Source organism: Streptomyces sp. NPDC012508 (genome assembly GCF_042902595.1).
Taxonomy (GTDB): domain Bacteria; phylum Actinomycetota; class Actinomycetes; order Streptomycetales; family Streptomycetaceae; genus Streptomyces.
In genome coordinates, this window is record NZ_JBIBEO010000002.1 from 582,864 (window position 1) to 607,966 (window position 25,103).

24 protein-coding genes are annotated in these 25,103 nt (G+C 70.8%); 11 read left to right on the forward strand and 13 right to left on the reverse strand.

Going from position 1 to position 25,103, the window contains the following annotated elements; genetic code table 11:
* Window positions 1–20: 20 nt before the first annotated feature.
* Window positions 21–278: an SHOCT domain-containing protein gene (locus ACFY8U_RS08725; protein ID WP_389568274.1), complete on the reverse strand. Its 258-nt coding sequence runs from the start codon at window positions 276–278 to the stop codon at window positions 21–23.
* Window positions 279–518: 240 nt separating this feature from the next.
* Between ACFY8U_RS08725 and ACFY8U_RS08730 the strand changes: the two genes are divergently transcribed.
* The 8 genes from ACFY8U_RS08730 (at window position 519) to ACFY8U_RS08765 (ending at window position 10,991) form a co-directional block, all read left to right on the forward strand.
* On the forward strand, window positions 519–1,733 hold the full coding sequence (locus ACFY8U_RS08730; RefSeq protein ID WP_389567501.1) for a nitrate/nitrite transporter: 1,215 nt from the start codon (window positions 519–521) through the stop codon (window positions 1,731–1,733).
* A gap of 123 nt (window positions 1,734–1,856) precedes the next feature.
* Window positions 1,857–2,594: an ABC transporter ATP-binding protein gene (locus ACFY8U_RS08735; protein ID WP_389567504.1), complete on the forward strand. Its 738-nt coding sequence runs from the start codon at window positions 1,857–1,859 to the stop codon at window positions 2,592–2,594.
* Window positions 2,595–2,596: 2 nt separating this feature from the next.
* Window positions 2,597–5,533, forward strand: a complete 2,937-nt coding sequence (locus ACFY8U_RS08740; protein WP_389567507.1) for an ABC transporter permease — start codon at window positions 2,597–2,599, stop codon at window positions 5,531–5,533.
* 908 nt (window positions 5,534–6,441) lie between these two features.
* Window positions 6,442–7,224 (forward strand): lanthionine synthetase C family protein, encoded by a 783-nt coding sequence (locus ACFY8U_RS08745; protein WP_389567510.1) that lies wholly within the window; start codon window positions 6,442–6,444, stop codon window positions 7,222–7,224.
* A gap of 999 nt (window positions 7,225–8,223) precedes the next feature.
* Window positions 8,224–8,622, forward strand: coding sequence for a hypothetical protein (locus ACFY8U_RS08750; protein ID WP_389567513.1), 399 nt, complete (start codon window positions 8,224–8,226; stop codon window positions 8,620–8,622).
* 88 nt (window positions 8,623–8,710) lie between these two features.
* A complete protein-coding gene (locus tag ACFY8U_RS08755; RefSeq protein WP_389567515.1) occupies window positions 8,711–9,337 on the forward strand; it encodes a 2OG-Fe(II) oxygenase in 627 nt (208 codons plus the stop codon).
* Window positions 9,334–10,074 carry a hypothetical protein gene (locus tag ACFY8U_RS08760; protein ID WP_389567518.1) on the forward strand — a complete coding sequence of 247 codons (741 nt, stop codon included), beginning with the start codon at window positions 9,334–9,336 and terminating at the stop codon, window positions 10,072–10,074. The genes ACFY8U_RS08755 and ACFY8U_RS08760 overlap by 4 nt, the downstream gene beginning before the upstream one ends.
* Window positions 10,075–10,118: 44 nt before the next feature.
* Window positions 10,119–10,991 carry a glycosyltransferase family 2 protein gene (locus tag ACFY8U_RS08765; RefSeq protein WP_389567521.1) on the forward strand — a complete coding sequence of 291 codons (873 nt, stop codon included), beginning with the start codon at window positions 10,119–10,121 and terminating at the stop codon, window positions 10,989–10,991.
* Between the two features lie 432 nt (window positions 10,992–11,423).
* Here ACFY8U_RS08765 and ACFY8U_RS08770 read toward each other — a convergent pair whose 3' ends face one another.
* The gene (locus ACFY8U_RS08770) at window positions 11,424–11,837 is read right to left on the reverse strand and encodes a VOC family protein (protein ID WP_389567524.1); all 414 of its coding nucleotides are present in this window, start codon (window positions 11,835–11,837) and stop codon (window positions 11,424–11,426) included.
* A 264-nt stretch (window positions 11,838–12,101) separates the two neighbouring features.
* Here ACFY8U_RS08770 and puuE point away from each other — a divergent pair, with 264 nt between their 5' ends.
* A complete protein-coding gene (gene puuE, locus ACFY8U_RS08775; protein WP_389568277.1) occupies window positions 12,102–13,010 on the forward strand; it encodes an allantoinase PuuE in 909 nt (302 codons plus the stop codon).
* 315 nt (window positions 13,011–13,325) lie between these two features.
* Here puuE and ACFY8U_RS08780 read toward each other — a convergent pair whose 3' ends face one another.
* The 4 genes from ACFY8U_RS08780 to ACFY8U_RS08795 form a co-directional block, all read right to left on the reverse strand.
* Window positions 13,326–14,831, reverse strand: a complete 1,506-nt coding sequence (locus tag ACFY8U_RS08780) for a SulP family inorganic anion transporter (RefSeq protein ID WP_389567527.1) — start codon at window positions 14,829–14,831, stop codon at window positions 13,326–13,328.
* 14 nt (window positions 14,832–14,845) lie between these two features.
* Complete coding sequence (locus tag ACFY8U_RS08785; RefSeq protein WP_389567528.1) at window positions 14,846–15,427, reverse strand: carbonic anhydrase; 582 nt, start codon at window positions 15,425–15,427, stop codon at window positions 14,846–14,848.
* Between the two features lie 68 nt (window positions 15,428–15,495).
* On the reverse strand, window positions 15,496–15,873 hold the full coding sequence (locus tag ACFY8U_RS08790) for a hypothetical protein (RefSeq protein ID WP_389567531.1): 378 nt from the start codon (window positions 15,871–15,873) through the stop codon (window positions 15,496–15,498).
* A 341-nt stretch (window positions 15,874–16,214) separates the two neighbouring features.
* On the reverse strand, window positions 16,215–17,615 hold the full coding sequence (locus ACFY8U_RS08795) for a DUF5685 family protein (RefSeq protein WP_389567534.1): 1,401 nt from the start codon (window positions 17,613–17,615) through the stop codon (window positions 16,215–16,217).
* A 321-nt stretch (window positions 17,616–17,936) separates the two neighbouring features.
* Between ACFY8U_RS08795 and ACFY8U_RS08800 the strand changes: the two genes are divergently transcribed.
* Window positions 17,937–18,314, forward strand: coding sequence for an FKBP-type peptidyl-prolyl cis-trans isomerase (locus ACFY8U_RS08800; RefSeq protein ID WP_389567537.1), 378 nt, complete (start codon window positions 17,937–17,939; stop codon window positions 18,312–18,314).
* A gap of 164 nt (window positions 18,315–18,478) precedes the next feature.
* On the opposite strand, the gene ACFY8U_RS08805 is transcribed toward ACFY8U_RS08800, so the two are convergent.
* From ACFY8U_RS08805 to ACFY8U_RS08835, 7 genes are all read right to left on the reverse strand, one after another.
* Window positions 18,479–19,993: a DHA2 family efflux MFS transporter permease subunit gene (locus ACFY8U_RS08805; protein WP_389567540.1), complete on the reverse strand. Its 1,515-nt coding sequence runs from the start codon at window positions 19,991–19,993 to the stop codon at window positions 18,479–18,481.
* Window positions 19,994–20,156: 163 nt separating this feature from the next.
* Window positions 20,157–20,795 carry a contact-dependent growth inhibition system immunity protein gene (locus ACFY8U_RS08810; RefSeq protein ID WP_389567542.1) on the reverse strand — a complete coding sequence of 213 codons (639 nt, stop codon included), beginning with the start codon at window positions 20,793–20,795 and terminating at the stop codon, window positions 20,157–20,159.
* An 8-nt stretch (window positions 20,796–20,803) separates the two neighbouring features.
* Window positions 20,804–21,154: an RNase A-like domain-containing protein gene (locus ACFY8U_RS08815; protein WP_389567545.1), complete on the reverse strand. Its 351-nt coding sequence runs from the start codon at window positions 21,152–21,154 to the stop codon at window positions 20,804–20,806.
* A 1-nt stretch (window position 21,155) separates the two neighbouring features.
* Window positions 21,156–21,491 carry a WXG100 family type VII secretion target gene (locus ACFY8U_RS08820; RefSeq protein WP_389567548.1) on the reverse strand — a complete coding sequence of 112 codons (336 nt, stop codon included), beginning with the start codon at window positions 21,489–21,491 and terminating at the stop codon, window positions 21,156–21,158.
* A 2-nt stretch (window positions 21,492–21,493) separates the two neighbouring features.
* Window positions 21,494–21,904: a WXG100 family type VII secretion target gene (locus ACFY8U_RS08825; protein WP_389567550.1), complete on the reverse strand. Its 411-nt coding sequence runs from the start codon at window positions 21,902–21,904 to the stop codon at window positions 21,494–21,496.
* A gap of 51 nt (window positions 21,905–21,955) precedes the next feature.
* Window positions 21,956–22,615 carry a hypothetical protein gene (locus tag ACFY8U_RS08830; RefSeq protein WP_389567553.1) on the reverse strand — a complete coding sequence of 220 codons (660 nt, stop codon included), beginning with the start codon at window positions 22,613–22,615 and terminating at the stop codon, window positions 21,956–21,958.
* Between the two features lie 10 nt (window positions 22,616–22,625).
* Complete coding sequence (locus ACFY8U_RS08835) at window positions 22,626–24,341, reverse strand: RNase A-like domain-containing protein (protein WP_389567556.1); 1,716 nt, start codon at window positions 24,339–24,341, stop codon at window positions 22,626–22,628.
* A gap of 588 nt (window positions 24,342–24,929) precedes the next feature.
* Between ACFY8U_RS08835 and rpmF the strand changes: the two genes are divergently transcribed.
* Window positions 24,930–25,100 (forward strand): 50S ribosomal protein L32, encoded by a 171-nt coding sequence (rpmF, locus tag ACFY8U_RS08840; RefSeq protein WP_030223410.1) that lies wholly within the window; start codon window positions 24,930–24,932, stop codon window positions 25,098–25,100.
* The last annotated feature ends 3 nt before the right edge of the window (window positions 25,101–25,103 follow it).

Sequence of the window (25,103 nt, forward strand, 5' to 3'; positions counted from 1 at the left end):
ATCCCGGCCGGTCACGGGCTTCACGGTTTCGCGTTGCGCAGGGCGGCCAGGCGCCGACGGTACTCCTTCTCGCCGATCTCACCGCGCGCCAGTCGCTCGCCCAGGATCTCCTCGGCCGAGGTGGCTGGGCCGAAACCCCGAGGCCGTTCCGCGGCGCGGTCCAGTGTGCGGAAGAGCATCACCGCGACGGTGATGAGAAGGCCCCAGAACAGCACCATCCCGGCTGACATGGCGAACCAGCCCCATACGTTCATGCCGTCGCCGTACCAGAACATCATCGCCACTCACACTCTCGGCGGCCTGGCCTGCAGGAGTGGAACACCCCTGCCTCCGGTCTGTCCGACACCCCCACCGTGCCCGGCCAGGACGCACCCGCACAGGGCCGACCGGGCCCCTGGCGGGGGGCCGGTCGGTCGCGGAAGGGAACGAGCGGCCCCTGTAGCCGGGGTCCCGGCGGCCGGAGAGTGGGGAACAGCACGGCTCGCGCCGTCCACGCGGATCACTGCCGGGAGGCCACCATGGCCCGGAACACGGGGAGCCGGCCGGTCGTGGATGCGCCGCGACCGTGGCAGATGCTGGTCCTCGCCACCATCGGGTTCGCGCTCTGCTTCTGGGCATGGGCGCTCTTGGCCCCCCTTGGCCCGCGGCTCCGGGACGACCTCGGCCTCAGCTCCTTCGAGCAGTCGCTGGTGGTCGCCGTGCCCGTGGTGGTCGGCGCGCTCGGCCGGATCCCGGCGGGGGCGCTGACGGACCGCTGGGGCGCACGCCGTGTCTTCCCGCTCGTCGCGGCCCTGACGATCCTCCCCGTGCTGTACCTGGGTCACCTGGCCGACTCGTTGGCCGAGGTGCTCGCGGGCGGTTTCATGCTCGGGCTCGGGGGAACGGCCTTCGCAGTCGGTGTGCCGTTCGTCAACGCCTGGTACCCACCCGCACGGCGGGGCGTCGCCCTCGGGATCTTCGGCATCGGCACCGGTGGAACGGCCCTGTCTGCGTTCACCACCGTCCAGCTCGCCGACGCCGTCGGACGGGCCTTCCCCTTCGATCTCGTGGCCGCCGGCCTCGCGGTGTACGCCGCAGTGGCCTGGTTCCTCCTGCGCGACAGGCCGGGACGGGCGACGGCGGCGGGGTCGCTGTTCTCGCGCACCGCCCTGGCCGTGCGTACGCCGGCCACCTGGCAGCTGGCGTTCCTGTACGCCGTGTCCTTCGGCGGGTTCGTCGCGTTCAGCGTCTACCTGCCGACCTATCTCACCCGGGCCTACGAGCTGGGACGCTCCGACGCGGCACTGCGGACCGCGGGGTTCGTCGTCCTCGCCGTGGCGACGCGGCCTGTGGGCGGCTGGCTGTCGGACCGCACCCATCCCGTACCCGTACTGACGGTTTCGTACGGGCTCGTTTCGGTGTGCGCCCTGGTCGCGGCGTTCGAGGCGGACCTGGTCCCCGTGGGAACAGCGGCCTTCTTCGGCATGGCCGCCGGCCTGGGTGCCGGGTCCGGGGCGGTCTTCGCGCTCGTCGCACGTCTGGTTCCGGCCGAGCGGGTCGGGTCGGTGACGGGAGTGGTCGGGGCGGCGGGCGGTCTCGGAGGCTTCTTCCCACCCCTGGTGATGGGCGCGGTCGACAGCGTCGCGCACGACTACACGTGGGGATTCATCCTCCTCGCGGTCACCGCCACGGGCGCAGGAACCCTCGCCGCCACCGCCGTCCGGCGACGCGCCCGGGCGCCCACGGACCCCTGACTACGACGGCGAAGCCGCTCGAGCGGGGCCTCTCGGTGACCCGGCGATTGGGCCCTTCGGCCCCCTCTTCCGGGCCTGGATGGCCGTAGCCTCCCGTTCCTTCCGGGGGTTGGTATGGAAAGCATGAACACCGACCGGGCACTCCTTGTCGCCACCGGGGTACGGAAGATCTACCGGACGGGCTCCGTGGAGGTCACCGCCCTGCTCGACCTGGATCTCCTCGTGCGCCACGGGGAGATGGTGGGTGTCATGGGACCGTCCGGCTCCGGAAAGACCACGCTGTTGAACTGTCTGTCGGGGCTCGACGACATCGACGGCGGCCGGGTGGAGGTCGACGGCCACGACCTGTTCGCCATGTCGGACGCGGCGCGCACGGAGCACCGGGCCCACACCATGGGCTTCGTCTTCCAGGCGTTCAACCTCATCCCCGTCTTCTCCGCGGTGGAGAACGTCGAACTCCCCCTGTTGCTCGTGGGCACGCGGCCGCGTGAAGCACGCCGAAGAGCGCTGGACATGCTCGACCGAGTGGGCCTCGGCCACCGGGTAGAGCACCGGCCGAGCGAGATGTCCGGCGGTGAACAGCAGCGGGTGACCATCGCCCGCGCCCTGGCCGGACGCCCGGCCATCGTGTGGGCGGACGAACCCACCGGCAACCTCGACAGCGCGATGGCCGACCAGGTCATGGACCTGCTGTGCGAACTCAACCAGGACGAGGGCCAGACGATCGTCCTGGTCACCCATGACAGCGCCATCGGCGCCCGCGTCCCCCGACTGATCCGGATGCGCGACGGGCAACTGGTCGACGACGTCCGCCAGACCGTCACCGCCCCAGCCGCAACACGCGACGTCCCTATGGGCTGACCATGTACCCGAACCTCCTCATCCCGCTGCTCACCGCCCTCGCGGTCGCGCTCGCGGCGCTCGTGCTGGTCGCCGTCCGGCAGCCGGTGTCACGGCGCCTGGCCTTTCGGCAGGTCGCCCGACGGCGCACCGAGGCAGCACTGGTGATCGGCGGATCGATGCTCGGAACGGCCATCGTCATCGGAGCCCTGGTCGTCGGCGACACCCTGAACTTCTCCGTACGACAGGAGGCGTACCGCACCCTGGGACCGGTGGACGAGCGCGTCATCGCACCCCCTGGGCCGACCGGGCGCGCCGTCACCGATCGGCTGGCCGCCCTGGCGGGCGATCCCGACGTCGACGGAGTCCTGAACGCCCAGGCCACCCAGGCATCGGCCGTCAGCACCGCCGACGACCGCACGGCCGCCGAACCGCGCGTCCTGGCCTGGCAGATGGACTTCGACGAGGCATCGCGCTTCGGCGCATCCGGTGGCGACTCCGGTCTCGGCGGACCGAACCCGAAACCCGGCCAGGTCGTCGTCAACGAGCCGCTGGCCCGGTCCCTGAGCGTGGGCGCCGGCGATCCGATCACGTTGTATCTGTTCGGGACACCGCAGGCGTACCGGGTCGAGCGTGTGGTGCCGGAGCAGGGTCTCGCTGGTGTGGGACTGGGCGGCCGGCTGAACCGCGACGTGTTCCTGGCACCGGGAGCCCTGGACTCCGCCGCCCGGCGCGCAGGTGCGGAGCCGCGCTCGGTCACCTTCGTGTCCAATCGAGGCGGCGTCGAAAGCGGCGAAGCCCTGACCGACCGGGTGACCGCCGACATCCGGCAGGCTCTGGGTCCGCTCGCCGGCCAGACAGCGGTCGAGACGCCGAAGCACACGGTCCTGCGGGACGCCAAACAGGCCGGGGACTCCCTCGGAGCCCTGTTCCTCATGATCGGCAGTTTCAGCATCATCGCGGGCGCACTGCTGCTGGTGAACATCTTCGTGATGCTCGGCGAGGAGCGGAAGTCCCAGATGGGCATGGTGCGAGCCGTGGGGATGAAGCGCTCGCGGCTCGTCGGGTCCTTCACCCTCGAAGGGGCCACGTACGCGCTGCTGTCCGCGTTGCCGGGCGTGGCGATCGGCGTCGCCGTCGGCTGGGGCGTCGCCGTGGTGGCGGCGCAGATCTTCCAGGGCTGGTCGGTCGGCGGAAGCAGCCTCCGTATCGCGTTCGCCATCACCCCCACCAGCGTCCTCAACGGACTGGCCATGGGCCTGCTCATCGCCTTCGCCGCGATCCTCGCGACCAGCGTGCGCATCAGCAGGTTCAACATCATCGCCGCCATCCGCGACCTCCCCACCACACCCGGACAGGGGCCACGCCGCCGTGTGCTCGCGGTCTCCACCACCCTGGCAGTCCTGTGCGGGTTCGCGGCCGTCCCGGCCGTCGCACGCAGCCAGCCCGACGCGACGTACCTCATGCCGGCACTCGCGCTCGCCTTCGCGACTCCGGCACTGCTGCGCGTCCTCCCCCGACACACGGTCACCACCCTGGTCGCGGGAACTGTTCTCGCCTGGACGCTCCTGGCACCCGTCATACGCCCGCGGATCTTCGACACGCCGTCCATGTCCGTGTACGTCATCCAAGGCGCCCTGGCCGCCTTCTCCGCGGTGGTTCTCGTCAGCGACAACCAGAAAACGCTGCTTCGGCCCGTACGGCGATTCCTCCAGCGCCCCACGGAGGGTGGCCTGGCGGCGCGGCTCGCGGTCGCGTATCCCTTGGCCAAGCGATTCAGGACCGGCGCGACGCTGGTGATGTACACCCTGATCGTCTTCGTCCTCGTGCTCTTGACGGAGATCTCGGGCACTCTGCGCGCCGGAGTCGATGGAGTCGTCGCCGACGCCACCGCCGGATACTCCCTGCGGCTGGACTACAACCCCCAGGTCGCCGGCGACCGACTCGTCGCCGAGCTGCGGGCCGGTCCCTCGGCTGCCCGGATCTCCGCCGTGACACCGCTGATCAACGCCACGGGCAGGGCCACCGACCCGGGGCACCGCAGCGCCCAGCCTCTCGACATCGCGGCCGTCGGGGTGCCCGGCGGAGCGATCACCGGCATCACGTTCCGGGAGCGGCTGCCCGGCCTGACAGACGACGCCGCGGTATGGCGTGCTCTCGCCTCCGACCCCGGCTACGTCGTGCTCGACGGCTTCTTCGGCAGCACCGGCGGCCCGGCCGGCGACTACTACGACCCCGGCGACACCCTCACCCTGACCGATCCCCGGACGGGCCGCAGCGAAGAGAAGGTCATCGCGGGTGTGCTCAGCAACGGGTTGGTCTTCTACCCGGGCACCGGCGCCAGTTCGACCACGTACCCCGTGGTGTTGAGCGAGCAGGCCACGCGCGAGCTCTTCGGCCCCCAGGCACAGAACGCCTCCGCACTGGTGCGAACCAGCCCCGGCACCTCCCCCGACGCCCTGGCCACCCAACTGCAGGGCGAGCAGCTCTCGTCCAGCCTGGTAGCCACGCCCATCGAGTCGGACATCCGCCAACAGTTCGACTCCAGCACCGCCTTCTTCCGCCTCATGCAGGGCTTCCTCGCCCTGGGCCTCGGCGTGGGCATCACCGGCCTCGGAGTCGTCATGGTCCGAGCCGTACGAGAACGCCGACGCACCATCGGCATCCTGCGGGCCCTCGGCTTCCGGGCACGAACCGTCCAACGGTCCTTCCTTTGGGAGAGCAGCTTCGTCGCCGTGGAAGGAATCGTGCTCGGCTCACTGCTGGGCGTGCTCACCACCTGGCTGATGTACAGCAACAGCGCCGCATTCGAGGGCCTCGAAGGAGGTTTCCCGGTCGAATGGACGAGCATCGGCGGCCTGGCGGCAGCCACCTTCGCCGCGTCGCTCCTGGCCACGATCGGGCCGGCCCGGCGCGCAGCCGCCATCCGCCCGGCACTCGCGGTCCGCGTCACCGAATGACGAGCAGCCCAGGAGGGCCCAACGCCAACCCTGGTGGTGAGGCACCGTCGTCGCGAGATCCACTTCCCCGCGCACGGCCACCTCGTCACGCGTCGAGCTCCCGGGCGATGTCGTCCGCCAGGCGTCGATCGCCGCCCAATCCCGCTGGTCCCCGTAGCGGCAGCCGAGCAACCGAAACAACAAGGCGCCCTTCCGGTCGAGGTGCTCGCGCCGAATCACACCCGAGAAGCGCCGATGCTCTTGGGGACGGACGACGTCCACGAGCGCGGCAATGCGCGGCTGGACGACACGTTCGGCGAGCAAGCGCAACGTCTTGGGCAAGGCGGCGGTCAGCTGCGGACACGGCAGCCGGGCGGCTCAGGAACCGGACCTCAGGAGTGCAGACTCGGCACCGGCGCCACAAGCGGCTGCTGCGCGAGGTGTCAGTCTCGGTGGTCGGTAAGGGGTCCGCAGAATCCTCGAGGGCCGGCGGAAGTTCTGCTGCCGCCAGCGCGGCCGCCGACCTCCTGCGCCTGTCACCGGCCCGCCTCCCGCCACCAGAGCAGCCCCGCCGGCTCCATGCGCCCAGCCCCCCGTCCACGTGGCGCGTACACGCTGACGGCGGTGCCCCAGCCCCCCCCCGCTTCTTCGTTGTCATCTTCTTCGTGAGCAAGGATCACTTCCCCACATTCCGTTGGTCCAAGATCCGGGCCATACCCGGGCCAAGTCCCAACCAAAGATCACCAAGGCAATCGTTTTGGCTGGTCATCACGAGTATGGGCCGTGTACCACCAGCACTCGAAGAACCTCCTGGCGAGCTACTCCCCGAAGAAGCTCGGCTTCTTCTGAGCAGCGACCTCGGCGCGATGGTGGACGGTGCGGGCGCCAGCGGCGGGGTGCAGGTTCGGGGCGAGGCCGCGATGACCCTGATGCGCTCCTCTTCCCTGCTGTACGACGATCCGGGTGTGTTCCTCGGCGTCGCCGGATGGGGACTCGCCTCGCTGCGCTTCCACGCGCGGACCGGGCGGCAGCTCCATCTCGACCGTGCCGTGCAGGCGGGCGAGCACCTCCTCAGAACGGCCAGGCACGAGGGCGACACCTGCTCGTGGCGGTCCTCTCTCGACGGTCTCGTCCATTACGGGTACGGCTACGGGGCGAGCGGCATCGCCCTCTTCCTCCTCCATCTGCACCTGGCTACCGGCGAGGAGCGCTTCCGTTCGTACGCCGTACGGGGTCTGGAGTTCGACCTGGGACGTGCGACCGAGAGCGGCCTCGGCCTGCAGTGGCAGCGGGTCGAGGGCGACCCCGTGGTGTACCCGTACTGGATCCACGGAGGCGCGGGGGTCGGCAGTGTGCTGGTCCGGTTCCACCGGCTGCTCGGCGACGAGCGGTACGGCGAGCTCGCCCGGCGGGTGGCTGACGACACCTTCGTCACGTACTCCTATGCGCCCGGTCTGTTCGAAGGCCTGGCGGGGATCGGCGAGTTCATGCTGGACATGTACCGCTGCACCGGCGATGAGGAGTACCGGGACAGGGCCTACGCCGTCGCCAGGACCGTCCTGTGGTTCCGGGTCGAGGAGGAGGGCGGGATCGCGTTCCCTGGCCGTTGGCTGAACCGAATCGCCCACGACTACGCGACCGGCTCGGCGGGCATCGGCATGTTCCTGTCCCGGCTGGTCGCCCCCGGCGAACGTGCCTTCGTGGATCTGTGAGGGCTCGGCGGGTGCCCGGAGGCCCTGCCCGTGGCACGCCTCGGCAGCCTCGGTGAGCAGCAGGAGAAACCCCTCCCTGGCCCGACCGCTGCCGGGCCGCGTGCCCCGGTCGGCCGGAACCCGCGGTGCGCTCGGTCCTGAACCCCGTGTCGAGGTGTCCCACGACTTCGCGGTCGATGTTGCGGGCTTCCCGGTACACGTAGGCGAAGAGGTCGGTGACGGTGAGGTTCCGCGTTGTGGCTTTGCCGTCGCTGCTGGAGAGGAATGTCTCGCGAGGGAATCCGAGGCCCGCCAGAACGTAGTCCGGCAAGAGTGGCAGGCTGCCGTCCGTTTACACGGCGCAGGTGTTGAGCGGGTCCAGGGTCACTGGGTCGAGGACAGCATCGGCGGTCGAACTCGAACTCATCAAGAAGTTCCACGAGCCAGCGATCTGAGCATTGTTTACGCATCTCGGGACCCGCGCGGATCGCACTCGCCGACGGCATCGGGCCCGGTCCGATCGCCCTGGCCTCCCTCATCCCCGTTCTGGGACTCACCCTGGTCATCAGCTCCTCGGCCACCTGGATTGGCTCCCGTCTGCGGCGGTGCCGGACGCGGTTAGCAGGCCGGTGGGCGGCCACTCGGCGCCCCGTCCGGTCCACACGCGTCGGGCGAACGTGCCCCGTAAAAGAAGGAGCTGCCGGCAGGTGCGAGCCGGACCCGGGACCGGAGGATCGTGCGCGAACTGCGGGCAGCGCGACACGAGGGCCGGCGCTGCTGTCGAGCGCCCTCCCGGAGCAATGCCGAGCCCGGATGGGGGCCTCCGACCGGACTCGGAGTGCAGGGGGACGGCCGCCCGCCTAGCGTGATCGCCGAACGGAAGAACCACGCAGCCCGGGGTGCCACCGGTCCAGACGGCCTTCGGCCATGGGCCCGCCCCGGCGCTGGCAGCGCCGGGGCGGGCCCATGGCTACCCGGTGCGCGCCCTTCAGCATCCCCCACACCCTCCGGGAGTTCGGCATGGCCCGTATCACCATCAACGGCGTGACGGTGGACCCGCTGGTCCAGTCCGAGGAGCTGGCCGCCGCATCGCTGGTGTCCGAGGACGCCTCCGCGTCCAACTATCTGCTCGTGCAGACCACACACCCACCAACAGCCGACGAGAAGGAACAGCTCTCGGCGCTCGGCGTGGTGATCCAGGAATACGTTCCGGACGACACCTATCTGTGCGGCTACCGGCCGAGCGATCTGGACGCCGTACGCGCACTGCCCTTCGTGGCTTGGGCGGACGTGTATCTCACCGGCTTCAAGATCGGCCAGTCGCTCCGGTCGACCCGGCTGCGCACGGGCGTCGCCGAACTGGCCGAGTCGCTGGGCGGTGCAGGTCCGGCGTACCCATGTGTCGGCCGGTCGGGCTAATCCGGCGTGCGGGTCGCCGTCGCCGGCGCTTGTCTGGAGGCGTCTCGTGCCACCCCATGAGACGTACGCGACCGGGAGGCGCCACGACATGCAGCCCCAGTTCAGGACGCAGAACATCGCGTCGACCAGTGGATTCCTTTCGGTCGACGAATGCGATGACGTCATCCGGGCCATGGCGCAGGCGCCGCGGGAGCCGGCCCAGATCGTGCGTGCGGGCGAATCGATCCTGGACGAGTCGCTGCGCCTGTGCTTCGACCACCACTTCCCGGAGGACTTCAAGCGCCGCATCGGCGAACGCATGGCGTCCTATTTCGTCGACCACCGCGCGGAGTTCGACTCGGATGCGGACTATTTGTACGGTCCGTACTTCATGTCGTACGAGAAGGGCAGCTACTTCCGCGCGCACCGGGATGTGGCCAATCACAAGGACGATCCGCCCCGGCTGGCCGCCCACCGGTGGTCGCTGCTGCTCTACCTCAACGGGCGCGACGGCAGCGAGGCCCTGCCGACGTTCGACGGCGGCGCGCTCACCGTGTACGAGACCGACCCGGGCCTGCGCGACCGCCGGGTGGTCGTGGTGCCGGAGCCCGGCATGCTGCTGTTGTTCCGGTCCTCCCTGATGCACGAGGTGGCGACCGTGCGCGACGGCACGCGGTACGCGGTCGCGGGGTGGATGTCCAGTGCAGACTCCCCCGCTCTTGGAGGCCCGCGATGACCCAGCACTCCCCCGCGAACGAGTCGGTCCGGTTGACGGTGACGAAGGAGACCGATGTCGAAACGCGGACCGCGCTCGCCGCGTTCTGTCGCCGCAACCGGTATCCGTACCTCTATTCCGAGGTCCTCGAGCCGCTGTTGTCCCGGAGCGGCCTGGTGCTGGCGCTGGCCACGACGGAGCGGCCGTGGCCGCCCAAGGGCATCGGGTCGCAGACCGTCGAGGCCGTGGGCATCGCATTGATCGGCAGCGAGAACCGGGCCCATCTCACCCCCGTCCTGACGGACCTGCGGAACGCCACCAACATCGGCCTCGTCGGTGCCGTGACGAAGCAACTGCTGGAGCACCTGCGCGCGGCGAACGTGCCGTCGGCCGGATATCTGGTCCGCCAGGGCGACCGAGCTCTCGAGCGCGCGCTCGAGCAGGCCGGTTTCGCCGAGGCCGACTTCCAGTCGTCCACCGACTTCGCCGACTACCTGGAATTCTCCGCGGCGCCGCAGAAGGTGCTCGACGCGCTCAGCCTGGGCCGGCTGAGGCTCGGCGACCTGCTGGCACTCGGCCTGGACGGCGGCGAGCTCGACCGGCTGAGCTCCTACCACTTCGCGCTGAGCGCCGGGCTCACGGCCTACCTGCAGGACTCGATCCGGTACGCGGCCATGCTGCCCGGGCTGATCGACCTGGTCGCCACCTCTCCTCCCGGGGGAGTTCCGCCCGGCACGCCCGGCCCCCCGCTGGAATGACCCGCACGGCGTCCGGGGCGGAGCGGGGGCCTGTTGGGGGGTCGGTGACCGTTTCGCTGGTGATCGCGAGCCTGGACGAGGGCGCGGAGCTGCACGAGACCCTGAGGTCCGTGTTCGCCGGGTCGGACGTCGCCGACGAGACCATCATCATCGACGACGGCGGCACCGACGGCAGTTGTGCCGCCTTGGAGGTGGAGGAGTGGCGCGCGCGAGGGGTCGTGGTACGCCGCATCCCGCGCAGCGGCGTCGCAGCGGCCCGCAACGCGGGCGCCCGGCTCGCCCGGGGCACGCACCTGCTGTTCCTGGACGCGCACTGCCGGCTGGAGCGGGACTGCCTCGGCCGGCTGCGGGCCGCGCTGGCCGCCGGACCCGATGCCGTCCTCGCACCGGCCCTGCGCGACTTCGGCGGATCGGCGCTGGGCTGCGGCGCCCGCCTGATCGACGCCGACCTGCGGGTGCGCTGGCTGCCTCCGCGGCCGGACGGCGCCCTGTACCCGGTGCCCATCGCGCCGGGCGGCTGCCTGGCGGTGCGGCGGGCGGTGTTCGAGCGGCTCGGCGGCTTCGGGACCTTTCGCGAGCTGGGGCTTGAGGACGTCGACTTCAGCCTGCGGGCCTGGCGCGCCGGGATCGACGTGCTGGCCGTCCCGTCGGCACGGCTGGAGCACCGGTTCCGCCCGTACCCGCCCTACCGTCTGAGCTCCGCGAGCCGCGCGTACAACGTGGCACGGGTGGCGCTCGTCCATTTCGACGGCTCGCGCCGCGAGGAGTGCCTGCGCAAGGTGATCGGTACGCCCAGGGCTGCGGAGGTGCTGGTCGAGGCGTTCGCCGGCGACTGGGAGGCGCAACGGGGCGCCGTCGCGGCAGCGAGTGTGCGCTCCGCGGAGGCGTTCTTCGAGAGGTTCGGAGACTGGAGGTGAGGCGTGTCCAGCGTGCGCTGCGCCGCCCCGTGGGCGCACCGGGCCGGACCCGACGTGAGGACCGCCCACGCAGTGACCTGCCCGGCATCAGGTGGGGGTGCAGGGCAACGGCGAGCACCCGCTCCCCGTGCGCTCACCTCCGGACCTATGGACAGCAGCCCGGTCGGGATTGGATCCCGTCAGTGCCCGGAGGCGTCTCCTGATCCGGCGGTGGACCTTCGGGCCCACCGCCGTGAACTGTTTCAAGCCGCCGCGACCGACCACCTGTCATTCATCTCGAACTGTCCTCCCGACTGGCGGGCGCTGAACACGGCTGCCTGACGTGCCTGACTACCGCCCGGGACCCGGCGGTGGCACCCGCTCCTCGGGCTGCGGCTTGCCGTCCCCGCTCGGGTCAGGGCGCTGCGGTGACGCTGTGGTTCGTGGTCGCGGTCAGCCCTGCTCGCTGATGTTGACCATCCACGTGATGCCGAACTTGTCCGTGCACATGCCGAACACGTCGCCCCACATCTGCTTCTCCAGGGGCACGGAGACGGCGCCCTCGGCGGACAGCTTCTCCCAGTAGCCTCTGAGCTCGTCCGCGTCGTCGCCGCTCAGACTCACCGCGAAGTTGGTCCCGGTCTTGTGCTCCATGCCCGGCGGCACGTCGGCGCCCATCAGCGTCATTCCGCCGGAGGTCTCGAGCATGGCGTGCATGATCTTGTCGTCGTATCCAGGCGGCACCTCGGAGCCGAACTCGCCGTAACCGCTGAGCCTGAGATCGCCGCCCAGGACACTCTTGTAGAACTCCATGGCCTGCCGCGCGTCGCCGGTGAAGCTGATGTACGGGTTGAGACGAGATGCCACGAGTTACTCCTTCGGGACGATGAGATGGTGCGGGCATCATAGGTGCGTAGTGGTAGGAATCGGACGGTCCGTGAGTTCCGGTAGCCCGTCCGGTCGGCATACGGCGTCGTGCCCGACCGAGCAAGGTCCGGCCGGCACGCCATGGACAGCACACCGGAGCCGGGCTGCCCATGGCGGACCGTGCTGCGACAGACGCGTGGATCCCCGGAATGGCGTCGCAGCGCGTCGCCCGGACGGTCGTCGATCACCGGTAGCGTGCCGCCCGTGTCCGAGCACCAGCGCGACCTCGTCGGCTACGGCGCCGAGCCGCCGCATGCCGCCTGGCCCGGGGGCGCTCGCGTCGCCGTCAGTCTTGTTCTCAACTTCGAGGAGGGCGGCGAGCGCAACGTCCTTGACGGCGACCCGGCCTCAGAGGGGTTCCTGCACGAGGTCGTCGGTGCGCCGCCGGTGGTCGGCGACCGTGATCTGAACGTCGAGGCGATGTTCGCCTACGGCGCTCGCTCCGGGTTCTGGCGCATTCATCGCACGCTCGGTGCCTACCGTGTGCCACTCACCGTCCACGCCGTCGGACTGGCCCTGGAGCGCAATCCGGATGCCGCGCGGGCGATGGGAGCCGCCGGCTGGGAGGTGGCAGGGCACGGCTGGCGCTGGATCGACTACCGCGCCGTGCCCGAGGACGTCGAGCGCGCCGATATCGCGCGCACGACCGCGACGATCGAGCGACTCGTCGGACGCCGGCCCGTCGGCTGGTACACCGGCCGGACAAGTTCCGCGACACGGCGCCTCGTCGTCGAGGAAGGCGGTTTCCTCTACGACTCCGATGACTACTCGGACGATCTGCCCTTCTACGTGGAGGCATCCGGCCGGCCGCACCTCGTGGTGCCGTACAGCCTCGACGCGAACGACTTCAAGTTCCTGATCGTCCATGGGTTCACGACAGCGGACGACATGCTCACGTACCTCGTCGACACCTTCGACGTTCTGCACGCGGAGGGCGCCGAACGCCCCCGCATGATGAGTGTCGGCCTGCACGGCCGCATCATCGGGCGTCCCGGCCGCATTCGCGCGCTTGACGGCTTCTTGCGGCACGTCACGCAACGCGGCGGAGCGTGGATCGCGACGCGGGAACAGATCGCGCGGCACTGGCTGACCACACATCCTCCGGAGCTCTGAGCCCGCGCCGCGTACCGGCGCAGCCGTGATTCGCGCCCGTAGTCGCGGATCTGTTGCGCCGTCAGGGGGCCTCCGGGTGGGCGAGGGTGATCGTGGCGGATCTCGGCTCGGCGCCCGAGGGCAGCCATTCCCCCGGGCTTCCATGGCCTGCCGTGTAGGAACACCTTCCTGGTGAGCTGCTCACCGAAGAAGCTCGGCTTCCTCCATGGGCACGCCAAGAGGCGCCTGACCTGGGCTTCTGCCCGTCAGGCGCCTCTTGACAGCCAGGCTCGGTCCACTGTCGGGAGTCCCCGAGTCCCGCCTCGGTGGACGCGGTCAGTGCGAGCTGCTCACCGAGGCTGCGGTCGCGTCCTCGCGGCGGTTCGGGGCCGTGTCGGCGCGTACGGCTTCGGCGTCGGCGCCGCTGTGCCGTTCGGCCCACGCCTCCAGCGCGGCCCGGCAGGCGTGGTCGAGGTGGTGGACACCGGAGAGGTCCAGGACCACCCGTCGGTCGCTCGGCAGGGCTTCCAGGCTGTCGAGTATCTGGGGCAGCCGGAGGAAGGTGACCGTCCCCTGGAGCCGCACACGGACCGCGTCGCGCCCGTCGTCGCTCTGTTCGATCCGCAGGTGCGACGCCTCCCAGGCGGCCTTCCCGACCGACAGGACGAGGCCGATCAGGACTCCTTCGAACATGCCGACCGAGACGATCGCCGCCGCCGTCGCCACGAGGACGAAGGCCTCGCCCCGGTGACGTCGCCACAGCCTCATGACGCCCTTGAAGGGGATGAGCTTCCAGCCGGCGTGCACGAGGATCCCGGCCAGCGCCGCCAGCGGGATGTACGCGAGAACGGCGGGCAGCAGGGCGACGAAGAGCAGCAGCCAGACACCGTGCAGGATCCGGGACGCCTTCGTCCGGGCTCCGGCCTCGACGTTGGCCGAGCTGCGCACGATGACCGCGGTGAGCGGCAGGGCGCCGAGCAGACCGCACAGCGTGTTGCCCGCGCCCTGTGCGACGAGTTCCTTGTCGTAGTCCGTGCGCGGTCCCGAGTGGAGCCGGTCGACCGCCGCCGCGCTGAACAGCGATTCGGCGGAGGCGATCAGGGCGAACGCGACGACCGTGCCGAGGAGGGCCGGGTCGGCCAGGGAGGAGAGGGCTTCCGAGCCCGGCAGATGGACCGCCTCCAGCACGCCGCTGACCCGCACGGTCTCCACCGGAAGGCCGAACAGGGCGGTCGCGAGGGCTGCCAGCAGTACCGCCACCAGGGCGCCGGGAACCGCCCGGGCCCGGTGCGGCACACGCCGCCAGCCGACGATGAGGAGGACGGTGCCGGCCCCGACGGCGAGCGACGCGAGGGCCGTCGGGCTGCCCAGGGCCTCGGCCAGGGCTCCCGGCAGACCGGTGAGCTTGTCGAGTCCGGAGTCCGGGGCGGGGATGCCCGCCGCGGCGTAGAGCTGCCCGGCGATGATGACCAGGCCGATGCCCGCGAGCATGCCCTCGACGACGGAGAGCGAGATCGCACGGAACCAGCGGCCCCACCGGAGGAGGCCCATGGCGATCTGCAGCAGGCCGGCCACCAGCACGATGACTCCGAGCGCGGCCAGGCCGAAGGAGCGGACCGCCTCGAGGACGAGGACGGTGAGGCCGGCCGCCGGACCGGAGACCTGGAGGCTGCTGCCCCGCATCAGGCCGGTGACGACACCGCCGACGATGCCGGTGATGAGGCCCAGTTCGGCCGGGACGCCCGAGGCGACGGCGACGCCGAGGCAGAGCGGGAGGGCGACGAGGAAGACGACGAGCGAGGCGGCGACGTCCTGCCGCAGGAAAGGGAAGGAACGCAGCATCCGGAGCCCCCTTTTCACAGCGCCTCGAAGGCATCGGCTCCGGAGCGGTACTCCAGGACGGCACCGGTGTGCACCTCGTAGTACCAGCCGCGGAGGCGGAGCCGGCCGTCCGACAGCCGCCGTTCCACGCACGGATAGGAGCGCAGGCGGAGCAGTTGGGCGAGGACGTGGCCGTGCACGGCGTCGGTGACGGCCGGGTCGTCGGCGCGCCCCGGGGCGCCGTCCGGGGCGGCGTGGGCGAGCCAGTCCCGTACGGCAGGCACGGCGCTCAGGTCGTCGCCGCGGACGAGGGCGCCCACCGCGCCGCAGTGGGAGTGCCCGCAGACGACCACGTCCTCGACACCGAGTGCCTCGACGGCGTACTCGATGGTGGCGGCCTCCCCGCTGGGGTGGCCGGTGCCGTACGGGGGCACGATGCCGCCCGCCGTGCGCAGCTCGAAGAGCTGGCCGGGCCGGGCGCCGGTGATCAGGGCGGGTACGACCCTGGAGTCGGAGCAGGTGATGAACAGGACGGCCGGGGACTGGCCCGCGGCGTGCGGGGCGAACTCCTCAGGGCGCTGTCCGAATCGGCGGGCGTTGTCGATGAGGGGCTGCATGAATGTTTCCTCCTGGCGCGCCGTGGGGCGCGTCGGGCTGACAGGTCGGCGCAGGGTGGTGCCGTCCGTCAGCAGAGGAACACCTGCAGGGCGGAGGAGTCGTGGGAGTCGAGCGGTCTCGGACGGGTGTCCCAGCCACCGGGGCGGGAGGCCGGCGGATCCGCGAGGGGGGCGGCGCGAGCGACGAGCGCCGGACCGGAAAGGCCCGCGGTCGCGGTGACGGGCCGCCGCCGGTCACGGTGGAGCACGGAGCCGCTGGGGATGTCGGCCTCGCCGCCCCCTGCGTGTGCGGATTCGAATGCCGCGGCCGGAGCGACATGCTGGGGGGAGGGCCGGTGAAGCTGTGTCGCGGGCCCGACGGGGGTGAGTTGGAGGCCGGCGCAGACGAGGGCGAGGACAAGGAGGAGGGCCGTGCGCAGGGCCGCGGACACACGGACGGACGACATATCGGCGCTCTCCTCCCTCCGGTCGAACCACCATGAGCTTCACCAAAGCAAGCCCATGGACGAGTCAAGGAAGAGTAATACGCCCAAGTGAACAGCACTCCGCAACACCCGTGCCGTGCGAAGGTTTTCGAATGGAATCAGCCTGATGTTGACGCAAACGGCGGCATGGACACGAGTGCGCACCCCACGAACGACGCGGCCCACCAGGAAGCCTGGTGGGCCGCTCGCCGGTGAGGAGCCGTCTCCGGGTCAGGCGCTTTCAGGATGCACGCGTCCATGGGCCCGACCTGCGTGCGCTTCGTCGCAGACCCGAGGCTCCTGACCGCCCCCGCATCCGTTGTTCAGTCGCAGCAGTCGCAGCAGCACTTGCACGGGTTGCAGCAGCCCCCGCCGCAGCCGTCACCCGAGCCCCCGCCGGAACCACCGGACCCGTGGCCTCCGCCCGAACCGCCGGAGGAGCCGCCCGAGTTGCCGCCGCCATGCCCGCCGAACCAGCCGTCACCCCCGGAACCGTCCCTGCCGGAACCGTCCCTGCTGGAACCGTCCCTGCCGGAAGCATCGCGGCTCGAGCCGCCGCTGCCGTTGCCCTCGCCGAACTGCCAGGACTCTCCCTCACCCGGGTCCGCGTCGTCGTCGCAGCGGCAGCAGTTCGAGCACAGCCTGCAATCGCCGCACAGTCGGCGGTACTCGCGACACCGCCGACACTGCCCCTCCGGCGGCCGGCCCGACGCCGTCGGCGCACCCTCCGGGGCCGCACCCTCGAGCGCGCCCACGCCGCAAGCCGCACCCGTGCCGGTCTCCGAAAGCTCTTCCGTCGCCGTGCGGCGACCCAGCCAAGGCAGCATGCGCAGGCCCCGCTCCTGGCGGCCGTGCCGGTGGTGGCGATGCCGGGGGTCGAAGACTCGATCGACGGCACGCTCCAACTCGCCGCCCAGAAGCGCCTGTACGAGCCGCCCGTCGACGAACACGGCGTCGGACAGGGCAAGCCGGATTCCACGAACGGCGTCGTCGCAGAGCCTGCGCACCTCGGCGCGGTCCGCGCCGGTCACGGCGATCGGGTTCCACGCGCCCGACTCGGCGTCCGCGTCCAGATCCTCCACCGCGTCCAACAGATGCGCCAGTCGACCGAACAGACGGCCGGCTTCCGCCAGCGGTTCCGCATTGTCCGGGCGGTCGGTGAGTACGGCGGTGTACGCGAAGGCGGCGGCGGTCGCCGTCTCCGTGGGCTCCGTGACCGTCAGCAGCGAGCTGCCTCGGCCGGTCGACCGCTCGATCTGCGGCTGGCGCTCGACAGCCTCGAGCAGCACCGCGGTGTCGAAACCGAGCCGTTCGCCGCCCGCGGCCCCCGCACGGTCCCAGCCGTGGGCGATCCGGCGTGCCGCCAGTGCCACCGGGCGGCGTCCCAACAGGCCGTCGCCGTCGGCCACATGGTCACGTATCTTCGCGGCAGCCAGCACAAGCGACACCGTCGCCGCCAGCCGCGCGCCCTCGCCCTGCGCCACGTCCGCCGATCGCATCCCGCGCAGCGGGCACGGACCCGCCCCTCGCCGCCAGTCGCCGGTGCGCTCCGACTGCGCCTCGGTCAGTACGGAGACGATCAGGCCGTCGTAGTTGGTGGCCACCCTCGCGAACTGCCCGTACTCTCCGCGCAACGTCAGGCACAGCCCGCACAAGTGCGCCATCCACTCGGTACGCAAGCCGTCGCCCAGCCGATGACGGCATGGCCTGATGATTCCGAACACCGAAACTCTCCCCCGTAGAACAGCTACCCGGACGCATCCGGCCGGACGTCTCACGGACGAAAGACCGAACAACCGGCACGACCGCGTGTGACGTCAACCGCATGCGTCATCAACGCGCGGTCGTCATCCTAAATGGTCCCTTCCGAGGAGTGTCCGCGGAGGCTGGACGCGGCCCCGGGGCCTGTGGCAGCGCCGTCGACGACGTGATGCGCTTCAGCCGATCAGCGTTCTCGGTAGCGTCTCCACCTGCCGCATGGGACCGACCATGCGCCCGGCCGGCCCGTACGAGGGCTTCCGGCGGAGAGGAATGAGGCGGCAAGAATGAGTGAACCGACGAAGCCCAAGATCGACCTTCCGGAGGGCGACGCTCCCCCCGAGCTGACCATCCGGGACCTCGTCGTCGGGGACGGGCCTGAGGCGAAGCCGGGCAGGGTCGTCCAGGTTCACTACGTCGGGGTCACCTTCGAGTCCGGAAGGGAGTTCGACGCCTCTTGGGACCAGGGCCGGCCCTTCAAGTTCGCCGTGGGTGGCGGCAGGGTCATCAAGGGCTGGGACCGGGGGATCAGGGGGATGAAGGTCGGTGGCCGGCGCGAGATCATCGTGCCCCCACGCCTCGGTTACGGCAACCAGTCCCCCTCGCCGCTGATCCCGGCGGGTTCCACACTCGTCTTCGTGGTGGACCTGCTCTCCGTGGTCTGAGGAACGCCTGCCGCGCTGCCCGGCCTCTCCGTTCGGACGAAGGCCGGGCAGCACCTGGTCGGCCGCAGCCGTGGGCTCGGACCGCCGGTGTTCCCATCTGGCTGTCGTGGCCCCCGGTGCCGACGTCGACCACGCCGGCCCCCTCACCGATGACCTCCAGGCCGCTAGGTGGGTGTACGGGCGGTCTTCTTCGTCGTGGTGCCGTCTTCGTCCTGAACCTCTGGCGCATCGGGTTGTTGCGGAACGGGCGGAGTACGGACCAGCAGCGCGACCAGCACCGTCAGCCCTCCGAGCACGGCGCCGATACCGAATCCCCACCGGATGCCCGTGGCCAGGGCCTCCGTGGGGTCGGCGCCATCGGCTGCCGCCGTGGCGGCGCGTCCCGACATGACGCTGATGACCAGGGCGGTGCCGGCGGCGGCCGCAACCTGCTGGAGCGAGCCCAGGATGGCGGAGCCGTGGGGGTAGAGGTGCGGCGGAAGCACGGACAGGCCGGAGGTGAAGACGGGCGTGAAGACGAACGCCATGCCGACGCTCAGTGCCACGTGCAGGGCGAGCACCAGCCACGGCGAGGTCTGTGCGCCCGTGAGGGCGAACAGCGCGAGGCAGAGCGCTGTGAGTACGGCTCCGGGGACGACCAGTCGTGGTGCGCCGAGCCGGTCGTAGAGCTTTCCGACCTGCGGTCCGAGCAGGCCCATGGTCAGGCCGCCGGGGATGAGGAGCAGCCCGGTCTGCAGTGAGGTCAGGCCGCACACCTCCTGCAAGTAGATCGGCAGCAGGATGAACGCACCCATGAGCGCCATGAAAGACAGGCACATCAGGCCGAGGGCCACGGAGAAGTGCCGAAACGTCAGGGCGCGGAGGTCCAGCAGCGGCGTGGACGAGCGCTGCAGTGCAAGCTGCCGCCAGATGAACAGGCCTACGAGCACGGCACCGACCAGGGTCGTGGCCTCCGGGGGCACGACCGCCGGGGCTTCGTCCCCGGCGCCGAGGCCGCTCAGGCCGTAGACCAGGGCGCCGAAGCCCGCTGCCGCCAGAGGGACGGACAACCAGTCGATCGGGCCGGCCTGCGGCTCGCCGATGTTGATCAGTCTGCGCTGACCGACTATCGCCATGGCTCCGGCGATGGGCAGTACCGCCAGGAACAGCAGGCGCCACGTTCCCAGCTGGAGCAGCACGCCGGAGACCGCGGGGCCGAGGGCGGGGGCGACGGAGATGACGAGGGTGATGTTGCCCATGACGCGGCCGCGGTCGTGCGGGGGCACGAGGGTCATCAGCGTCGTCATGAGCAGCGGCATCATGACGGCGGTGCCACTGGCCTGGATGACGCGGGCGACCAGGAGCACGGGGAAGGCGGGCGCGGCCGCGGCCAGCGCCGTGCCGGCGAGGAACAGCGCCATGGCCAGGCCGAAGGCGGTCCGGGTCGTCACGCGCTGGAGGAACCACCCGGTCACCGGGATGACGACGGCCATGGTGAGCATGAAGGCCGTGGACAGCCACCCTGCGGCTGCCGCGGTGACCTCGAACTCGCGCATGAGTCGCGGGATCGCGTTCACCATGATCGTTTCGTTGAGGAGAACGACGAACGTGGACAGCACGAGGATCCGCAGCACGGCGGTGACACGGTCGGGCGAGAGGGTGGGTGTTGCGTGTGGTGCGAGCATGGCGCCTTCCGTCATGTGAGTGTCCTCCGCACATAGCAGGTCACACCAACAGACCGCGGCGCCGGGAAGAACTCATCGGTGTCCCCCCGATCCTGTCGGCGCCGCCGCCCGGGCTCAAGCCATTTTTTCGACCCGGTACGGCCGGGGCATGGCTTCTGGAGCAGGTGCGAGCGGCCGGTCAGCCGCGCAGCCGTACGGCGAGCGTGGCGAGCCAGGCGCCGGGCGTGAACGGCGCCGGGGGTTCGACCTCCGCGCCGAGCGTCACCAGCGCCAGGGCCAGGCCGTCCTCGTCGAGGCCGAGGGCGAGGAGGTCGTGCAGCTCCCCCGTCAGCTGGGCGACGAGCCCCGTGTCGGTGCCCTCCAGGTAGTCGGCGAGTGCGGCCTCGTGATCACCGAACTCGTCCGGCATGTCCTGCGAGAACCATCCGCCGAGCAGTTGCGCCAGCTCGGGGAAGCGGGCCCGCCACTCCCATGGCGTCGTGGGCGCGGCGGGCGGTGGCGCCTCGCCGTTCGCCAGGCTCTCGTCGAGTCGGTCGGCGAGGCCCGTGAGCCAGTCCCGTATGTCTTCGGGCGGCAGCCCCACATCGGGCAGCCGGTAGTACTCGCCCAGCCGCTGCCGCAGCCGCCCGGGCGGATTGGCGGCGTAGACGCGGAGCTGCTCGGCCGCGACGGCGATGGCCCAGGGCCGGGTGCGCCAGGTCTGCCGCAGATAGCCGGCCACCGCCTCGGGGGCGTACGGACCGAGGCCCAGGTGGGCGCGGACGACCTGGTCGAGCTCGCCGTACTTGCGGTCGTGCTCGGCGGGGTTCAGGGACACGGGAGCCTCTACAGGTCGACAGGCAGGGAGGAGTGCACGGTGAAGGGGTACGTTCCGGGCCCTCCGGATCCGGTCCGCCGCAGGACGACCCGGGCGGCGCGCACCGGGATCGGCTCCTGGCCGGCCAGCTCCATCCCGGAGGTGAGCAGAGTGCCCACCGGATCGGGCCGCGAGGGCCAGGCGGCCTCGATCACGAGCCGCTGCCGGGTGGACTGGGCGAGCCAGCGGTGGATGACCTGCTCGTTCAGCGAGATCACCTGCTGGGTGGCCCACTGGGCGGTCACCCGGTCCGGGAAGGTCGCGGCGCGGTCGGCACGCGCGCGGACGGGTCCTGCGGAGGGTGCGGGAGGTGTCGTCATGTCAGGCCCCGCCCCAGCCGCGCAGGGTGGCCCGCTGAGCGGCGGAGTAGTTGGCGTGCCCGGTGGTGACGACGGCGTGCAGCCACTTCTGCGCTGCCTGCAGGTCCTCCATCTGCCGGTCCCATCGGTCGAGTTCGTCCACGAAGGCCTCGCGGGCCTCGCCCTGCCAGGCGAGGACGACCGGCACCGTGCGGTCGTACAGCGCGCTCAGGCGCTCGTTGAGCCTCTTCACGATGTCCTCGAGGTCGCCGGCTATCTCGCGCAGCGCGACCAGGTCGACGGTGATCGAGCCGTCGTCGTTCACGATTCCCCCTGCCGTACGGACGTTCAGATGCATGTTCAGATGTCGTTGATCCTGCTGGTCGGCGCCGCTGCGCCGCCGGGGCCCGCGCCCCCCGGCCCCTCACCGGACAGTTCGCGTACCTCGGCGTCGATGTCGACCTTCCTCATCCCCGCCCGGAACTCCCGCAGGAGGTCCAGCTCCTGGCGCGTGAACCCGTCCCGGCTCATCCGGACCGCTTGCGCCAGGACTCCCAGGATCTCCCGGACCCGCACGGCGTCGGCCCCGGCCTCGCGGTGCAGCTTCCGGTACGCCGTCGCCGCCTCGCTGCGCCATCGCGCCTCGGCCCGGTCGACGAGCGCGTCCATCCGGCGCACCTGGCCGTCGATGTGCGTCCGCATGGCGTCCAGGTCGTCCGCGAGACGCTTCAGGTCCTCGTCCGTCACGGCGAGGTTCGGCTCGATGGGCATGGCGGCGGCTCCTTCCGGTGCGAGGGGGTGGTGGGTTGGCGGGTCGGTGGGTCAGTGCTGCTCGGCGAAGTGGGCGTGGACGGCGTCGAGGAGCAGCCGCAGCCGTGCGCTCGTCACCGACGGCATGACGGGCGCGAAAGCCTCGTCGAGCTCGGCGGACGAACGGAACATGTAGAGGACGCGCTGGAGTTGGCCGGCCAGATCGGCGATTCTGCCGTGGCAGTCGGGGTGATCCATGGCGACCAGCTCACGTGCCGACACCTCCGGGTCGCTGCCGTACTCACCGGTGGGCAGTTGTGACGCGAACTCGTTGACGACGTCGAAACGGGCGAGCGCCTCCCACTGGGAGAGCGGCAGTTCGTCGTAGCCCGGGAAGACGCCGAACCAGGGGTCGCGGACGAGTTCCGCCAGGGAACGCAGGAAGGCGTCGACGGGGTCGTCGCCAGCCGCCCGGGCGAGCCGCTCACGGAAATCGGCCGGTCTGGTGCTGAACCGCTCCGTGCCGTAATCGCTCGCCAGTCCGTCGAGGAGCGAGGCCACCGCGTCGAAGGGCATCACCCAGGCGATCGTGTGCGAGTCCTGCATCAGCCGGGAGAAGCGCTGGAGCTCGTCCTCCAACGGGGCGGCCCCCGGGTTCCGCGAGGCCACGGCAAGGTCGACGAGGCGGGCCAGCACCCCGCTGGTGAGTACGGCGTCAGTCGGTTCGGTCACCTGAGGCATGCTAAGGGGCCTTCGGATAGGCGGTGAGCACGTAGAAGGACTTCGACTCGGGCGAGTAGGCGAGGACCACGTGCACCGTGTGCACGTTCTTTGCCTGGGCCGAGTATCCCGACGAGGCGAAGTCCGCCTGGCTCACCGAGGTCCCGACGGCCACCTGCTGCCCGTTCGCGTCCGTGACGGGGAAGTCCCAGGCCTTGACGGATCCGGGCTTGAAGGTGCCGTCGGCGACCTTCCTCTCCTGGTTGCGCATCCAGGTTTCCAGCTCGCTCCTCCTCGCCGGGTCGTTCACCGCGCTCTGCACGTACTGCTCAGCGGACGGAAGGTCGCGGAACGTCGACGCGTCGGCGCCGCCCTGGTCACGCAGCCGGTGCATCAGCTGCTGGGGGGTGAGTCCGATGTGCTTGTCGATCGTGTGGGCCTCCTTCCCGGTCCTGAGTGCCTCGGGGGGTGGGGGCTGGAAGTCGTTGCGCTCCCACTCCATCGAGGCGAGGTCGATGCCGAACCTGCTGTTCGGGTCCCGCGACTGCTCGTTGAGCGGGACGATCGACCGGTCGAACTCGAAGAGCGAGCGCGCGCCGAACGCCTCCGCCCTGGCTGACTGCGACTGAAAGGTCGGCACGGCGCGCGAGGCCTCACGCAGCGGTTCGAGAAGGCCTTTCACCTTTGTCGTCTGGGCCCGCAGCGTGGTCTCGTAGGCGTCGACGGCCTTGTTGACGGCGTCCGTGTCGATGCTGAGGAGCACCGCGGCGCCCAGGCCCTTCCACAACTTCTTGAGGCGTTCGAAGAAGTCCCCGAAGAAGCTCTTGAGGTCGGTCACGTCGAGGAGAGCCAGGGCGTCCTTGAAGGCCTGGTACAGGATCTCGCGCAGCTCGGTGCGGACCTTCTCCGCGGCCTCCGCGTACGAGCGGATGGCCTGGGCCAGGATCTGGGCCGTGGTGCTGAGGACACCGAAGACCGGGAGGCTCGTGCCCGCGCCGGTCGGCGGCTTGTGCGCCCATTCGTAGCCGGCCGTGTTCTTGCCCCACGCCTTCGTGCCCCAGACCGACGACACGAACTGCAGCATCGCCCCGTGCCAGTCCCCGTTGGCATGGTCCGTGATGGCGTCGACGGTGCCGGTGAGCTGTCCCTGGATGATGCCGATGCCCGTCTGGTACGGCAGCCAGGCCTGCGAGAGCTCGTTGACCCTGAGGTAGTTCGGGAGTGGCAGGATCTCCAGCGCGCGGCCGCTGCGCAGCGCCTCCTCGATGACCGTACGCATCAGGGAGCCGGGGATGTCGCCGTCGAAGACGTCGGCGAAGTCGTCGACGGGGTTGCCGTCGCGCACGCCGAACGGCGGCGGAGCCGTGTACCCCGGCGGGGCGGTGATGACCTGCGGCGGCGGCTGTGGCGTGAAGGGTGGATTGAGCGGGTGGGTGGCCGCGTCCGCCTGCCGGAAGTTGTTGGCCGTGGTGGTGAAGCCGACCGCCGCGCCGCCGACGGCGACCACGGCCTTGCCGTGCACCTCCATGAGCAGGGCGACGACCGCGGCGTACTGGGTGGCGAACTCGGCTGTGACGGTGCCGGATCCGCCGACCTTGGAGTAGCCGGCGTGGACGTCGAGGAACTGTACGAGCGCCTTGTGGAACGACTGCTGCTCCACGGCGAGGGCCGTCGACACCTGGTACAGGTGAAGCGGCTGGACGTCGAAGCCGCCGGGGCCCGTCCAGGGGCTGGTCACCGGGGGCGCGGGGGACGGAGGAAGCTGGGGCGGCGGGCCGGAGACCGGAGGGGTCGGCGGCGCGTTCGGGCTCGGCGACGGTGTCGGCTCGGGGCTGGGCGTGCCCGAAGGCTGCCCCGGCGACGGCGGATGCGTCGTGCCGGGTGTCGGTGTCGCGGTGGGCTGCGGGCTCGGGCTGGGACTCGGCGACGCCGTGGCGGTCGGGCTCGGGCTCGGCGTGGGCGTACTCACCGGCGCGTCCCGCCCGTGCCACCCGTTCCCCACGCGGCGCTCGCCGCGCAGGGGTGCGCGTACGCACCTGTGCCCCGTTCCCGTCCCATGAGTCCCCCCCGACTCCGTCAGACTGAGGCCGAAGCTAGCAGGACGACGCGTCAAATCCCATGATCGACCGGAGTGTTGGCCGAAAGTGCGGGGCGGTGCCCGGCCGGACTGCGGCCAGATCCGTGAGCACGGCGAGCGACGCAACGACATCACGCGCTGGATTCCGCGCTGCTCCCCCACGCCGCATTGTCAGGCCGTAATTGAAAACGGTCGTCGTTTTCATATAAGCTCGCGGCGAGCACCTTCGACACCTCACAGGAGATCCCGATGGCCGTCCCCAAGCGGAAGATGTCCCGCAGCAACACCCGCCACCGCCGGGCCCAGTGGAAGGCCACAACGCCGCAGCTCGTCCCGGTCACGGTCGACGGCTCCGTGTACCAGGTCCCGCAGCGACTGGTGAAGGCGTACGAACGCGGCCTGCTGCGCCCCGAGGGCTGAGCC

Excerpts from the sequence above, each read along its gene's own strand:
- ACFY8U_RS08800 (WP_389567537.1), top strand. The coding sequence starts at position 17,937 with ATGAGTGAACCGACGAAGCCCAAGATCGACCTTCCGGAGGGCGACGCT.
- ACFY8U_RS08745 (WP_389567510.1), top strand. The coding sequence starts at position 6,442 with ATGCGCTCCTCTTCCCTGCTGTACGACGATCCGGGTGTGTTCCTCGGC.
- ACFY8U_RS08760 (WP_389567518.1), top strand. The coding sequence starts at position 9,334 with ATGACCCAGCACTCCCCCGCGAACGAGTCGGTCCGGTTGACGGTGACG.
- ACFY8U_RS08820 (WP_389567548.1), bottom strand. The coding sequence starts at position 21,491 with ATGCATCTGAACGTCCGTACGGCAGGGGGAATCGTGAACGACGACGGC.
- ACFY8U_RS08815 (WP_389567545.1), bottom strand. The coding sequence starts at position 21,154 with ATGACGACACCTCCCGCACCCTCCGCAGGACCCGTCCGCGCGCGTGCC.
- ACFY8U_RS08755 (WP_389567515.1), top strand. The coding sequence starts at position 8,711 with ATGCAGCCCCAGTTCAGGACGCAGAACATCGCGTCGACCAGTGGATTC.
- ACFY8U_RS08725 (WP_389568274.1), bottom strand. The coding sequence starts at position 278 with ATGATGTTCTGGTACGGCGACGGCATGAACGTATGGGGCTGGTTCGCC.
- ACFY8U_RS08750 (WP_389567513.1), top strand. The coding sequence starts at position 8,224 with ATGGCCCGTATCACCATCAACGGCGTGACGGTGGACCCGCTGGTCCAG.
- ACFY8U_RS08730 (WP_389567501.1), top strand. The coding sequence starts at position 519 with ATGGCCCGGAACACGGGGAGCCGGCCGGTCGTGGATGCGCCGCGACCG.
- ACFY8U_RS08740 (WP_389567507.1), top strand. The coding sequence starts at position 2,597 with ATGTACCCGAACCTCCTCATCCCGCTGCTCACCGCCCTCGCGGTCGCG.
- ACFY8U_RS08735 (WP_389567504.1), top strand. The coding sequence starts at position 1,857 with ATGAACACCGACCGGGCACTCCTTGTCGCCACCGGGGTACGGAAGATC.
- ACFY8U_RS08790 (WP_389567531.1), bottom strand. The coding sequence starts at position 15,873 with ATGTCGTCCGTCCGTGTGTCCGCGGCCCTGCGCACGGCCCTCCTCCTT.
- ACFY8U_RS08825 (WP_389567550.1), bottom strand. The coding sequence starts at position 21,904 with ATGCCCATCGAGCCGAACCTCGCCGTGACGGACGAGGACCTGAAGCGT.
- ACFY8U_RS08805 (WP_389567540.1), bottom strand. The coding sequence starts at position 19,993 with ATGACGGAAGGCGCCATGCTCGCACCACACGCAACACCCACCCTCTCG.
- rpmF (WP_030223410.1), top strand. The coding sequence starts at position 24,930 with ATGGCCGTCCCCAAGCGGAAGATGTCCCGCAGCAACACCCGCCACCGC.
- ACFY8U_RS08780 (WP_389567527.1), bottom strand. The coding sequence starts at position 14,831 with ATGCTGCGTTCCTTCCCTTTCCTGCGGCAGGACGTCGCCGCCTCGCTC.
- ACFY8U_RS08785 (WP_389567528.1), bottom strand. The coding sequence starts at position 15,427 with ATGCAGCCCCTCATCGACAACGCCCGCCGATTCGGACAGCGCCCTGAG.